This is a genomic window from Streptomyces sp. NPDC058221 (genome assembly GCF_042882365.1).
Lineage (GTDB): Bacteria > Actinomycetota > Actinomycetes > Streptomycetales > Streptomycetaceae > Streptomyces.
Genome location: NZ_JBHVWF010000183.1, coordinates 1 through 14,048 on the forward strand (window position 1 = coordinate 1; position 14,048 = coordinate 14,048).

Sequence of the window (14,048 nt, forward strand, 5' to 3'; positions counted from 1 at the left end):
AGGGCAAAAAACCACTCACCCCCCACCCCGCCGGTGTTAAAAACTCCGTATCCGGGTGTTTTACGGGAATCGGCCCCGGTCTCCGAAACTTTCCTTCCCCGGGCGCCGCACATACACAGATACCCTTGACACGTGACCGACGCCCAAGAGACCGCAGCAGACACTTCACTGCGAACCACCGGGGGCGCCCCCCCGGACGACGTCGCCCCGGCGCCGATCCCCTTGCTCGAACCTCGCGAGGGCATTCCACCGGTGGTGGCGTCCGACGATGCCCTCGCCGGGGTGATCGCGGCCTTCGCCGCGGGCTCCGGACCGGTGGCCGTCGATGCCGAGCGCGCCTCCGGCTACCGCTACGGGCAGCGCGCCTATCTCGTCCAGCTGCGCCGCGAGGGCGCGGGCAGCGCGCTGATCGACCCGGTCGGCTGCCCCGACCTGTCCGGTCTGGGCGAGGCGCTGCGCGGCACCGAGTGGATCCTGCACGCCGCCACCCAGGACCTGCCCTGTCTGCGCGAGATAGGGATGATGCCCACCGGGCTCTTCGACACCGAGCTGGCCGGACGGCTGGCGGGATTCCCGCGGGTCGGCCTCGGCGCGATGGTGGAGAACGTGCTCGGCTACTCGCTGGAGAAGGGGCACTCCGCCGTCGACTGGTCCACCCGCCCACTGCCCGATCCCTGGCTGCGCTACGCGGCGCTCGACGTCGAGCTGCTGATCGACCTGCGCAACGCCCTGGAGGAGGAGCTCGACCGGCAGGGCAAGCTGGAGTGGGCGCAGGAGGAGTTCGCCGCCATCGCCGCGGCGCCGCCCGCTCCCCCGCGCCAGGACCCGTGGCGCCGCACCTCCGGGATGCACAAGGTCCGCCGCCGCCGTCAGATGGCGGTGGTGCGGGAGCTGTGGAACACCCGCGACCAGGTCGCCAGACGCCGCGACATCTCGCCCGGCAAGGTGCTCGGCGACGCCGCGATCGTCGAGGCCGCACTGTCCCTCCCCGCCGACGTCCAGGCCCTGACGGCACTGCCCGGCTTCGGACACCGCATGGGCCGGCGCCAGCTGGAGCAGTGGCAGGCCGCCGTGGACCGGGCGAAGGAACTGCCCGACACGGAGCTCCCGCAGCCCGGCCAGCCGCTGACGGGCCCGCCGCCGCCGCGCGCCTGGGCGGACAAGGACCCGGCGGCCGCCGCACGCCTGTCGGCCGCGCGGGCAGCGGTGTCCGAACTCGCGGAGCGGCTGCACATGCCCCAGGAGAACCTGATCACGCCGGACACCGTGCGCCGGGTCTGCTGGGAACCGCCGAAGGACCCGACGCCCGACGCGGTGGAGAACGCCCTCGCCGGACACGGGGCACGGCACTGGCAGATCGAGCAGGTGACCCCGCTGCTGGTCCGCGCACTGACTCCGGAGACCTGAGAAGGCATCGGACAGGGGCGTATTCACGCCAGGTTGCGCGATCCCCGGCCGCACATCCCGGGTGTTCCATGGCCCGGACGGACTCATTTCGAGGCCGTCCGGGCCATTTCGCGTATGTGACCTTCGCCGCTCCCGCCACAGGGACTGGGCAGTCTGGTTACCCGCAAGTAGCATGAGTGGTGGCGGCGCGCTTCCGGGCGCGCCCCGCAGCAGTGCCATCCCGCACCCTGGAGGAGAGCCACCGTGCCTCGTACCATCCGGGACGTCGTCTTCGTCGACGGCGTCCGCACCCCGTTCGGCAAAGCGGGCCCGAAGGGCATCTACCACGAGACCCGCGCCGACGATCTCGTCGTGAAGGCCATCCGGGAGCTGCTGCGCCGCAACCCGGACCTGGACCCCGCATCGATCGACGAGGTCGCCATCGCCGCGACCACCCAGATCGGCGACCAGGGCCTCACGCTCGGCCGCACCGCAGGAATCCTGGCCGGTCTGCCGCAGTCCGTTCCCGGTTACTCCATCGACCGCATGTGTGCGGGCGCCCTGACCGCCGTCACCTCGACGGCCGGCTCCATCGCCTTCGGCGCGTACGACGTCGTCGTCGCCGGTGGCGTCGAGCACATGGGCCGCCACCCGATGGGCGAGGGCGTGGACCCGAACCCGCGCTTCGTGTCGGAGAAGCTGGTCGACGAGTCCGCCCTGTTCATGGGCATGACCGCGGAGAACCTGCACGACCGCTACCCCACGATCACCAAGCAGCGCGCCGACGAGTACGCGGTGCGTTCGCAGGAGAAGGCCGCCAAGGCGTACGCCAACGGCAAGATCCAGCAGGACCTGGTGCCGGTCTCCGTGCGCCGCACCAACGCGGAAGCCGGTGAGACGGGCTGGGGCCTGGTCACCGCCGACGAGCCGATGCGCCCCGGCACCACGATGGAGTCCCTGGCCGGTCTGAAGACCCCGTTCCGCGCCCACGGCCGCGTGACGGCCGGTAACGCCGCGGGGCTCAACGACGGTGCCACCGCCTCGCTGCTCGCCGCCGAGGACGTCGCCCGCGAGCTGGGTCTCCCGGTCCGGATGCGCCTCGTCTCGTACGCCTTCGCGGGCGTCGAGCCGGAGGTCATGGGCTACGGCCCGATCCCGGCCACGGAGAAGGCACTCGCCAAGGCGGGTCTGTCCATCTCGGACATCGGCCTCTTCGAGATCAACGAGGCGTTCGCCGTGCAGGTGCTCGCCTTCCTGGAGCACTACGGCATCGCCGACGACGACGCGCGCGTCAACCAGTACGGCGGCGCCATCGCCTACGGTCACCCGCTGGCCTCCTCCGGCGTCCGGCTGATGACTCAGCTGGCCCGCCAGTTCGAGGAGCACCCGGAGGTCCGCTACGGCCTCACCACCATGTGCGTCGGCTTCGGCATGGGCGCCACGGTCGTCTGGGAGAACCCGCACTTCGACGCAGACGGAGGCAGCAAGTGAGCTCCACCACCGAGCTTCTGAAGGGTGCGGCCGAGCTGTTCCCGGGCGAAGTCGTCACCCAGGCGCACGTACGCCACCTCGACCTCCCGGGAGGCGCGGGCAACTTCGCCCTCATCACCCTGGACAACGGCCTGGACCACACCAAGCCGACCACCTTCGGACCGCAGTCGCTGGCGAACCTGAACGCCGCGATCGACCAGGTCGAGAAGGAGGCCGCCGAGGGCACGATCACCGGCATCGGCATCACCGGCAAGCCGTTCATCTTCGCGGTCGGCGCCGACCTCAAGGGCGTCGAGCTGCTCAAGGAGCACAAGGACGCGCTCGCCATCGGCAAGGGCGGCCACGACGTCTTCCGCCGGCTGTCCGGCCTCGCGGTCCCGACGTTCGCGTACTACAACGGCGCGGCCATGGGCGGCGGTGTCGAGGTCGGGCTGCACTGCTCGTACCGCACCGTCTCCAAGGCGCTGCCCGCGTTCTCGCTGCCCGAGGTCTTCCTCGGCCTGGTCCCCGGCTGGGGCGGCTGTGCGCTGCTCCCCAACCTGATCGGCGCCGACCGCGCCGTCTCGGTGATCATCGAGAACTCGCTCAACCAGAACCGCCAGCTCAAAGGCAAGCAGGTCTTCGAGCTCGGGATCGCCGACGCCCTCTTCGAGGGTGCGGACTTCCTTGAGCAGTCGCTGATCTGGACCGCGGACGTGCTGAACGGCACGGTCTCGGTGGAGCGCCCCACGGTCGACCGCGGTGAGGCCTGGGACCAGGCCGTCGCCCGCGGCAAGGCCATCGCCGACTCCAAGGTGCACGGCGCGGCCCCGGCCGCGTACCGCGCGCTGGACATCATCGCCGCGGCCAAGGACGGCGACCTGTCCGCCGGCTTCGACGCCGAGGACCAGGCCCTCGCGGACCTGATCATGGGCGGCGAGCTGCGCTCCGGCATCTACTCGTTCAACCTGGTCCAGAAGCGCGCCAAGCGCCCGGCCGGTGCCCCGGACAAGGCCCTGGCCCGTCCGGTCACCAAGGTCGGTGTGGTGGGCGCGGGCCTGATGGCCTCGCAGCTCGCCCTGCTGTTCCTGCGCCGCCTGGAGGTGCCGGTCGTCCTGACCGACATCGACCAGGCACGCGTCGACAAGGGTGTGGGCTATGTCCACGCCGAGATCGAGAAGCTGCTCGGCAAGGGCCGCATCAACCAGGACAAGGCCAACCGCCTCAAGGCCCTGGTCTCCGGTGTGCTGGACAAGGCGGAGGGCTTCTCCGACGCCGACTTCATCATCGAGGCCGTCTTCGAGGAGATCGGCGTCAAGCAGCAGGTGTTCGCGGAGGTCGAGGCGGTCGCCCCGGCACACGCGATCCTCGCCACCAACACCTCGTCCCTCTCGGTCACCGAGATGGCGTCGAAGCTGAAGAACCCCGAGCGGGTCGTCGGCTTCCACTTCTTCAACCCGGTCGCGATCCTCCCGCTGCTGGAGATCGTCCGCGGCGAGCAGACCGACGATGCCTCGCTGGCCACGGCCTTCGGTGTCGCCCGCAAGCTCAAGAAGACCGCGGTCCTGGTGAAGGACGCCCCGGCGTTCGTCGTCAACCGCATCCTCACCCGCTTCATGGGCGAGATCCAGAACGTCATCGACGAGGGCACCCCGGTCGAGGTCGCGGAGAAGGCCATCGAGCCGCTCGGCCTGCCGATGTCCCCGCTGGTGCTGCTGGAGCTGGTCGGCCCGGCGATCGGTCTGCACGTCTCCGAGACCCTGAACCGCGCCTTCCCGGAGCGCTTCACCGTCTCGCAGAACCTCGCGGCGGTCGTGAAGGCCGGCAAGCGCGGCTTCTATGTCTACGACTCCGGCAAGCCGGAGCTGGACCCGGAGGTCGCGGCCCTCCTGAAGCAGGGCGACTCCGTCCTGTCCGAGGAGCAGGTACGCGACCGCGTCCTGGACGCGGTGGCCCAGGAGATCGGCCTGATGCTGGACGAGGGCGTCGTCGCCGAGGCCCAGGACATCGACCTCTGCCTGATCACCGGCGCGGGCTGGCCCTTCCACCTGGGCGGCATCACCCCGTACCTGGACCGCGAGGGCGTCTCCGAGCGGGTCAACGGACGTACGTTCCTGGCGCAGGGCGTGGCGAGCGTCCCGGCGTAGTACGCCTCGCCGACTCGCCGGAGGGGCCGTACGGGATCATGTCCTGTACGGCCCCTGTCCTGTGCGGCCGGGTGCCGGCCCGCAGGCCGGGAACGGAGGGAGACACCGGCTCATGGCGCGTCGTACGAGGTTGCCGGCGGCCGGTGTCCTGGCCGTGCTCCTCGCGCTGTCCGCCGCCTGTGGGCCGACCCGGGCGGCCCCGCCCCCTTCCGAGGCCGCACCCGGCCGGGTCACGGTCGCGACCTGGAACATGTGCGGCGTACGGCAGTGGAACTGCGAGGACACCGGGAGCAGCCAGGAGAAGGTCCTGGCGCTGAAGCGGCTGGCCACGGAGGAAGGCGCCCGGGTGGTCATGCTCCAGGAGGTCTGTGCCGGTGACCTCGCCACGGCACGGACGGAGCTGGGAACGGCCTGGCACAGCGTCTTCCAGGCCTATCGCCGCCTCGACGCGCGGGGCCGCGGCGCCGCGGCCCGCTGCGCCGCCGACAGCCAGGGAGCGGCGGGGATCGCGATCCTCGCCCCGTCGGCACTGTCGGACGTCGTGGAACCGTCCGTACGGCAGCCGGCCACCGGACTGCAGCGGGGCCTTCTCTGCGCCGTGGTCGCCGCCCCGCACGTGCGCGTGTGCAACGCCCATCTCAGCCTGCCCGGCGGTGACCCCTCCCGTCCGGAGCTGGAGTTCCGCGACGACCAGCTGGCAGCGCTGGTGAACGCCGCGGACGGGCGCACGGTGTTCGGCGGGGATCTGAACAGCGCGCCGCCGTCGGCCGGGGAGCGGAGCAGCTGGATCTGGCCGCACGACCTCTACCGGCGTTATCGGGAGTGCGACCAGTCGTCGCCCTCGTCGCGCACCGGCAGAGCCACTCACCGCACCGGCCACAAGGTCGACTACCTGTTCACCGCTCTGCCGCGGGCCGGCTGTTCCGTACTCGACACCGGGGCGTCGGACCACTGGGCACTGGTCCTGCAGGTGAAAGAAGGCTGAGAGGGACACGTCTCCTACGAGACGTAGGCGTTACGAGACGTAGGCGTTACGAGACGTAGGCGTTGACCACTCCGAAGGTCACCACGGTCCGTTGCGACTCGTTGCCGGCCGTGTCCACCGCATGGCACTCCACGGTGTGCGTCCCCTCGGTCCAGGACCAGCCCGACTCCCACGCCCAGCTGGTGTCCGGCGCCACCTGCGCCATGCCGAGGCGCATGCCGTCCTCGACGAACTCGACATGGGCCGCACCCGCCGCGTACCCCGCAAGACCGATGACCGGGCCGGACACCTGCTGGCCCGGGGCGGGGACCGAGACGACCGGGGCGAGCAGCTGCTGCACCGGAGCGGCGGGCTGAGTCAGAACCTGCCGGGCGCCCAGATCCGACACCGTGAAGACGACCTCGGCCCGTGGGGAGTGGTAGCCCGCGGGGGCCACCCCGAAGAGACGGACCACGTGCTTGCCGGCACTCCATGTGCGGTCCGGGTCCCAGCTCCAGCGTCCGTCCGCCCCCACCTGGGGCGACGACAGGAACTTCCCGTTCTCCCACAGGCTCACCCGCACCGCACCCGGTGCGAATCCGGCGAACCTCACGGCCGACGGGTGAAGGTGCTCCCCGGACATCGGGGAGTGGACCTCCGGGGCGGCGAAGGCAGTCCGCACCTGGGGCGTCGCCTTGAGATAGCCGTCGATGGCCGACCTGTCGGCGTCGGGCTGCTCCTTCCCGTTGACGACGAAGCCGAGCCGGGGTGCCATGCCGTCGATGAGGAAGTTGATGAGCCCCATGAGGATCGGGACGTTTCTCCTGGTCACGTCGGTGTGGTCGGAGATGAAGGGCGAGTCGCTGAAAATGAAGTTGAAGTTCTCGTAGCCGTTGAACAGACCGAGGAAGGGCTCGATCTGCACCGGGTACTGCTCGTCCTGCGGCGAGGAGAGCATGTAGATGTTGGCCGCGCGGTTCGCGCCGGCGCGCACCAGGTCCGGGATCACGTTGTCGAGGACATGGACGTTCTCGTCCGTCACCTGCCCCATCATGAACTCGGCCACGGTCGGCTGGGTGTGCAGGTAGGTGCCGATCCTGAACTGGGGAACGATCGACACGATGTTCCGGAAGCCGTACTTCAGGCCGAAGTGGAGCGCCGCGCTGCCGCCCTTGGATCCGCCCCACATGGTGCACTGGTCCGGGGTGAGGCCCAGCGAGTTCATCACGTTGGATATGAGCGTGATGACGGACCTCTCCAGCTCGAAGTCCATCCCCTTGCAGAGGTAGTAGCTGTTCTTCCCGTCGAACAGGTCCCGGATCCAGAGGATATTGGACCGCAGGCTGTCGAAAACCCCGTTCGACCAGCCGTATTCATCGGGTGCGGAGAAGTTGGCGAAGACCACCACAAGGTGCTGGTTTCCCTTCTTCGCGTGGCTGAACCGATAGTGGACCGGATACTTTCCGGAGTCGTCGATGCCGCTGATCGGAGGGCTGCCGGCAGCTTTGGGCATGGTGCGGAAAGTCCAATCTCGTTGCAGGGCAGGAAGCGTGGGTGAACCGGTCAGACATGTGCGGAGTCCCGGTCCGTCCGGACGACCGCCTGCGCTTCGGGTTCGGATTCGGGTCCGGCGTTCGGCAGCCGGGACTCGGTGGGACGGGACTCGGTGGGCCGGGCCGGCTTCGCCGGGCGGGCGCGGACCTGGACGCTCGCGGGGTCGAGATCACCTCCGGCGATCAGGATGTGGTCCGTGAGACGGTCCGAGGCGTAGCCGTCGTCGAGGTCGCAGAACTCCTCCTGGAACCACCGGTACCGGTCGGCGTACATCGTCGTGACGTGGTCGATGTCCTCGATCGCCGAGATCAGTTCGTCCGACTCGTACACCAGCGGGCCGGGAGCACTGCTCTCGAAGTCGAAGTAGAAGCCCCGCAGGGTGTCTCGGTAGTGGTCCAGGTCGTAGGTGAAGAACAGGATCGGACGCCCCGTGTTCACGAAGTCGAACATCAGCGAGGAGTAGTCCGTGATCATCACGTCGGCGATCAGCGACAGGTCCGCCATGTCCGGGTAGTCGGACACGTCGAAGACGAAACCGTCCCCGGCACCGGGGACCGGGTCCACCACGTTCGGGTGCCTGCGCACCATCAGGACGTAGTCGTCGCCGAGCCGGGCGCGGGCGTCGTCGAGGTCGATCCGGAAGTCGAACTTGTACTTGCCGGGCGCGTAGTACTGGTCGTCGCGCCAGGTGGGGGCGTACATGATGACGCGCTTTCCCGCGGGCAGCCCGATGCGCCGGCGTATCTCCGCAGCACGGCGCTCCATGCCGGGGCGCCGGAGGATGTCATTGCGCGGGTAGCCGCACTCGACCATTTCGCCGGGGAAGCGGAAGGCACGCTTGAGAATGGGGGTGGAGAAGCTGTTGGGCGAAACCAGCATGTCCCAGTTCTGCACTTCCTTCTCGACACGTTCCAGGTACCGCTGGTCGGCGAAGTGGACGGACTCGATGTCGTGGCCGATGCGCTTGAGCGGTGTTCCGTGCCAGGTCTGGACGACGATCTGTTCCGACCGCTTCTCGAACCAGTCCGGGAGGTGGTTGTTGGCGACGATGTACCGCGAGGTCGCAAGCGCCTCGTACCAGTCGGGGGACCACATGCGCACCGGCCGGGCCGTGGGCGGCACGTCGACCTGGTCGTCACGGACGACCCAGAGGTGCTCAAGATCCACCCCGCGCCGGACCATCTCCTCATGGACGGCTCGCGGGCTGTCCGAGTACTGGGTGCCCTTGAAGGCGTCGAAGAGCACGGCCTGCCGCACCGGCGTCCGCCGGGCCTGCGGGTAGGCCTTCGTGCGCAGCTGCTTCTGCCGGTAGGGGCCCCGGGCGTTCTCCGGCATGGCGGACTGGACGAGCATCGAGAGCCGGTCGTACGCCTCGGCCTGGAGTTCGTATCCGCGGCCGCCCTTCTGCAGCTCCTGCGGCATGGTGGGGATGAGGCGCTGCTGGAGCTTGATCATGAGGTCCGGTGAGCGCTCGTCCGGAGCGACGGCGGAGGGGTCCTGGCGTCGCAGGAAGAAGTCCCAGCGGCCGGCGGCGAGCGGAATGTCCCCTGCGAGCGTCTTCATCGCGGCCGGCGACATCAGGGTGCGGAACTGATTGCCGGACCAGAGGACCGGAACGGCCCGTTCGGCTCCGTGGGCACGGGACCGCACCACGAGGTGGGCCGATATCTGTTCCGCGGGGGTCAGCAGATCGGCGCCCGCGTAGTCGGCGATCAGCTCCAGCGAACCGTCCTCCCGCCAGCATCCGTCGACGAGGATCGGCAGAGCGGCACGCTCGAAGAGCACCACATAGCCGGAGCCGTTGCGGTGCACGACGAGCTCGCGGTCGCCCTGAGCGGTCTGGAGCCCGCCCGGCATCCGGTAGTGCCCGTCGTCGACGTCCTCGGCAAGCACCGGGTACAGCGGCGCCTTCCGCCCCTCGACATGGACGGTCGTCTTCCAGCCGTTGCTGCCCATCGTCCACGCCTGCGGCACGGCGATGTCGCCGGTACTGCGGGACCCGGGCACCACGCTGCGCAGCGGGATGCGGGTGACGAAGGTGCACCAGCCCTCACCGCCGGGCTGGAACGTCATCCAGGCGTCGTGCCGGCCCGCCCCGCTCATGCTGGTCACCCGGAACTTCCCCCACTCGGGCACCTTGGGCGCGAGATAGACGCCGCCGAGCTCCAGGTGCTCGCCCACGATGCGGTGCCTGGTGATACGGCACCGGACGACCTCGACGCGGAGCTTCAGGCCGCCCTGCACGAAGAGGGGCAGGATGCGGGTGTTCTTGTCGACATAGCGGTACGGCGGATTGGCCGCCGTACCGGCGCCGCCGCGCCCGATGCTCTTGTACCGGAAGAGGCCACGACTGAACACACCGGCGGCGACATCCCAGGTCCCCTCGACCCAGCTGCCCTTCTTCTTCAGGCGCGTGGTGTCGAACCGGCTCTCGAAGCCGGCCCAGTCGTAGCAGTAACGGTTCTGGTTGGACTGCTCGGTGGCCTGGGGGTAGTACGTCGTGCGGGCCATGTTGATGACCTTGCTGCCGCTCTTCCTGTTCCGCAGCGCCAGGGCCTTGGTCGACATGTGCCGCTTGTGCACGTTGATGAAGCGCACGTACGCGGAGCCGGTGAGCGTCAGCGATTCGCCGGTCCAGTGCGCCCCGGTCAGCGAGCTGAAGGGCGAGAGCTCCTTGTCGAGGCGGTAGTCGCTCTTGTCCAGGCCCGTCTTCCTGTTGCTCAGGTGCGGGTAGTTCAGGTAGCGGCGCAGCCGCCTGCGGACGGGCAGGGGGCCGCCCTTGCGCTCGAACGCGATGACGTCGAGCAGTTCGTCGAGCCTGCCCTCCTGCACCAGGAGCCACTTCACCCGTGCGTCGGCGGGCAGTTCGTCGATGAGACCCTCGTCGGCCTCCTCCAGGAACTCCCTGGCCCAGGACATGAACGCGGCCCGGTACTCGTCGTCGGCGTCGGGGAGGACCTTCAGATGCAGCATCAGGTCGGACTTGAGGCAGGCGAGGTCGTACTTCCTCTTGTGCTGGACGAACAGCCGCGAACGGTGCTGCGCGAGGAAGCGGCTCACGGACTGCACGGCGGCGACGCGGTCGCGGAGGTTGCTCAGTTCGGTGTGCCGCTGGGTGATGGACGGGGCTGCCGAGCCGTCGCGCCGGCGCCAGAAGTAGACGATGTCGGTGATGACATCGACCTTCTTGGCCCGGAAATGGGCGAACATATTGACCCAGGAGTCCTCATAGAGAACGCCCTCGGGGAACTGTATGAAGTGGTAGTCCCAGAAGCTGCGCCGGAATACCTTGTTCCATACGGTGCGGTCGTAGATCAGCGCTTCGAAGCGCGTGATGTGAGTGCCCTTGCGGTCCTTCTGCATGGGCCCCTTGTGGAGCGGGGACTGCCACTTCGTGGTGGAGTTCATCATCTGGACATTGCCGGAGACGAAGTCCGAACCCGACTCCGAGAGCGTGCGGATGAGCAGCTCGTAGGCGTACTCGGGAATGACGTCGTCACCGTCCGCGAAGACCAGGAACTCGCCCTCGGGGTGCATCGCCCTGAGTCCGGTGTTGCGGGCGTGCCCGGGACCGTGGGACTCCTGGCGCAGCAGCTTGAAGCGTGGATCGTCGTCGCAGAACCCCTGCGCCAGCTCGGTGGACCGGTCGGTCGACCCGTCATCGACCATGATCACTTCGAAGTCGCGGAAGGTCTGTCGTGCGATGGACTCCAGGCACTCCGTCAGGTACGTCTCAACATCCTGGAAGGGCACGATCACGCTCAGGCGCGGCCCACCGGCCATGCTTCACACTCCACTTCGAGGCAGTAGTGAGCACCTGGGCCACCACTCAAGCTTCCGACCTTGCGCACTGCACTCGCTCGGCCCATGGCGGCTTCGAAGGCAGGAACGGACTCCGGTCGATCACTTTTGGGTCAGCTTCGAAGCCTTTGCGCCAGAGGTGAATCTTAAGTGAAGAATAAAGGATGTCAATGCGTGAATTGGGGCCCTCAGTACAGAGTTGCACCGCTCCGGCACGGGTGATTCACATCACTTCACGCAATGCACAACCATGCGGACGGGTCGCCTGTCGGTATTCGATGCCCTCAGTACTGCCGGACGCCGGTCAGAGCGCTCGCCATTCGTCGAACCCGAGCCCGGGCCCGCCCGTCTGGCGGGCCACCCGCGGCACTCCGTCCGTGCCGACGAGGGCCATCACCAGCCGACCGTGCACATCGTGCGTGAGGGCCGGCGTGCCGAGGCACGGTGCGCCGGTGTCCGACCACCACAGACCGTTGGCCTCGTTCTCGGTCACCCCGACGCCGACGACAGCCGTGCCGTCCACCCCTCGGTGCGCCAGCACCGTGCAGTCGAACCCGTCCAGATGCGTGCGGATCACCGAGTGCCCGCCGTCGCCCGGGGTGCCGCCGAGCGCCATCGGCCAGCCGTCGGCGCGATAGGCGACGACGCCGCCCGCGGGGTCGGTCCAGAAGTACGTCGCGCGGCCGGGGGACGTCTCCAGCACGGCCAGCGACCCCGGTCTCACCGCGAGGCGAGAGCGCTGGACCTCGCCCCAGCCGCCGCCGGGCTTCTCCTGCTGCCAGTACAGCGTTCCCTTGTCCGTCGCCGCGAAGATCTCCAGACAGCCGGAGCTGAGGGCGACCACGGCGGGGACCTCCTTGATGCGCGTGCAGCGCAAGTCCTCCCAGCCGCGCCACTTGCCGTCCTTGCGCTCGCGGCGCACCATCATGCCGCCGCGCCCGTTGTGCGCGGCGACGTGCACCTCGCCCGAGGCGTTCACCACGACGACGGGGTCACCGAACCGGCTGCCCACATCGGCTTCCTTGTGGGGGTTCCCCAGAGAGTTCCAAGCCGAGAGCGGACGGCCTGTCTGGTACTGGATCGCGTGCACGATGTCGACGGTGACACCGTCTCCCTCGACGGAGGGCCGCTCGCGCCGGCCGGCGAAGTGGACGTAGGCCTCGGCGTTCTGTGTCACGGAAAGGTGCGTCAGTTCCGGCAGCGGCACCACATCGGGAGCGTCCCATTCCGGACCGCCCGGACGTGTCTCCGTCCAGCGGCGGAGCCCGCCGTCGCCGGGCACGTACGCGGTGAGCCTGCCGTCCTTGCCACGGGTGAGCCAGATGCCGTGGAGCGCTTGGGCCTCGGGGGCAACCTTCGAGGTCGCGCGGGCATCCTGTCCGAGCATGAGTCTGCGATTACCTTTCCAGAACTGACATTCGACAACTCGCGCAACAATTCGAATCCGTTACATCCTAAGCCCCTGTACGGACGGGTATTCCGGGGCTCACCAGCGTACGATTCGCGCCCGTTCCCGCCTCCGGCCCGTGTCCGAACTGTCACAGTCGTGCTGCAGACCTCGTACGTACACCAGATCGACTGTCTATAGTGCTCATCCCAGGACGACGCGGACCGGCTTCACCCCCCACCCGAGTCCCACCCCCATCACCTGCGCCCTGACCAGGCCACAAGTTGTGAGGACTCACTCAGGATGAGCCAAGACGCCATCGCCCCTGACCACCGGAGTTCCCCGGACAACCCGCGCCGCGGGCGCAAACGCGTGCGAACACGGGGTCAGCGAATACGGCGGGCCGTGCTGCTGTCGGTCCTGGTACTCGTGATTGCCGCGGGCGGAACAGCCTACTGGCTCTACAGCCGGCTCGACGGGAACATCAAGGGCGTCGACATCAACAAGGCGCTCGGCGACGACCGCCCCGAGAAGCTCCCCACCAGCGGGCAGAACCTCCTCGTCCTGGGCTCCGACTCCCGGGCGGGCGCGGAGAACAAGGAACTCGGCGGCGGCGGCAGCATCAGCGGAGCCCGCTCCGACACCGCCATGGTCGTCCACATCCCCGAGGGCCGCACCAAGGCCGTCGCCGTGTCCATACCGCGCGACACCCTCGTCACCCGGCCCGAGTGCACCAAGTCCGACGGGTCGGCGATCGGCTCCGCGAACCGCGTGATGTTCAACTCGGTCTACTCCCAGGTGGGTCCGGCCTGCGTCGTCAAGACCGTCGAGAAGATGTCCGGCGTCCGCATCGACCACTACCTGGAGATCAACTTCGCCGGGTTCAAGGGTCTCGTCGACGCCATCGGCGGCGTCACCGTCGACGTCCCCCAGGACATCCACGACAAGTCATCCGGTCTCGACCTCACTGCCGGGAAGCACAGGCTCAACGGCACCGAGTCCCTCTCCTACGTCCGTACCCGCCACGGCATCGGCGACGGCAGCGACCTCGGCCGCATCGGCCTCCAGCAGCAGTTCATGCTCGCGCTCCTGAGCGAGGTGAAGTCCCAGGACCTGCTGGGCAGTCCGACCAGCGCCTTCAAGATCGCGAACTCGGCCACCAAGTCCCTCACCACGGACGAGAGCCTGGCCTCCCTCAAGTCGCTGACGGAATTCGCCCGTTCGATGAACGGCGTGGACCCCGGCTCGATGGAGACCATCATGCTCCCCGTCGCCTACGACAAGGCCGACCCGAACCGGGTCGTGGCCGCGCAGCCGCAGGCCAAGACCCTCTGGAAGC

At 68.7% G+C, this 14,048-nt stretch carries 8 protein-coding genes; 5 read left to right on the forward strand and 3 right to left on the reverse strand.

Annotated features, from left to right (window positions below; genetic code table 11):
* Positions 1-132 precede the first annotated feature (132 nt).
* The 4 genes from ACFVW8_RS34865 (at position 133) to ACFVW8_RS34880 (ending at position 5,988) form a co-directional block, all read left to right on the forward strand.
* On the forward strand, positions 133-1,407 hold the full coding sequence (locus ACFVW8_RS34865) for an HRDC domain-containing protein (protein WP_389697254.1): 1,275 nt from the start codon (positions 133-135) through the stop codon (positions 1,405-1,407).
* A gap of 243 nt (positions 1,408-1,650) precedes the next feature.
* Positions 1,651-2,877: a thiolase family protein gene (locus ACFVW8_RS34870; RefSeq protein ID WP_389697256.1), complete on the forward strand. Its 1,227-nt coding sequence runs from the start codon at positions 1,651-1,653 to the stop codon at positions 2,875-2,877.
* The gene (locus tag ACFVW8_RS34875) at positions 2,874-5,003 is read left to right on the forward strand and encodes a 3-hydroxyacyl-CoA dehydrogenase NAD-binding domain-containing protein (protein ID WP_389697258.1); all 2,130 of its coding nucleotides are present in this window, start codon (positions 2,874-2,876) and stop codon (positions 5,001-5,003) included. Before ACFVW8_RS34870 ends, ACFVW8_RS34875 begins: the two co-directional genes overlap by 4 nt.
* Positions 5,004-5,115: 112 nt before the next feature.
* Entirely contained in the window at positions 5,116-5,988 is an 873-nt protein-coding gene (locus ACFVW8_RS34880) for an endonuclease/exonuclease/phosphatase family protein (RefSeq protein ID WP_389697260.1), read from the forward strand.
* A 46-nt stretch (positions 5,989-6,034) separates the two neighbouring features.
* On the opposite strand, the gene ACFVW8_RS34885 is transcribed toward ACFVW8_RS34880, so the two are convergent.
* The 3 genes from ACFVW8_RS34885 to ACFVW8_RS34895 form a co-directional block, all read right to left on the reverse strand.
* On the reverse strand, positions 6,035-7,480 hold the full coding sequence (locus ACFVW8_RS34885; protein WP_389697262.1) for a hypothetical protein: 1,446 nt from the start codon (positions 7,478-7,480) through the stop codon (positions 6,035-6,037).
* Positions 7,481-7,530: 50 nt separating this feature from the next.
* Positions 7,531-11,304, reverse strand: a complete 3,774-nt coding sequence (locus ACFVW8_RS34890; protein ID WP_389697264.1) for a CDP-glycerol glycerophosphotransferase family protein — start codon at positions 11,302-11,304, stop codon at positions 7,531-7,533.
* 322 nt (positions 11,305-11,626) lie between these two features.
* Positions 11,627-12,709, reverse strand: coding sequence for a hypothetical protein (locus ACFVW8_RS34895; RefSeq protein ID WP_389697266.1), 1,083 nt, complete (start codon positions 12,707-12,709; stop codon positions 11,627-11,629).
* Between the two features lie 303 nt (positions 12,710-13,012).
* Here ACFVW8_RS34895 and ACFVW8_RS34900 point away from each other — a divergent pair.
* On the forward strand, positions 13,013-14,048 hold a 1,036-nt coding region (locus ACFVW8_RS34900; RefSeq protein ID WP_389697268.1), incomplete at its 3' end, for an LCP family protein.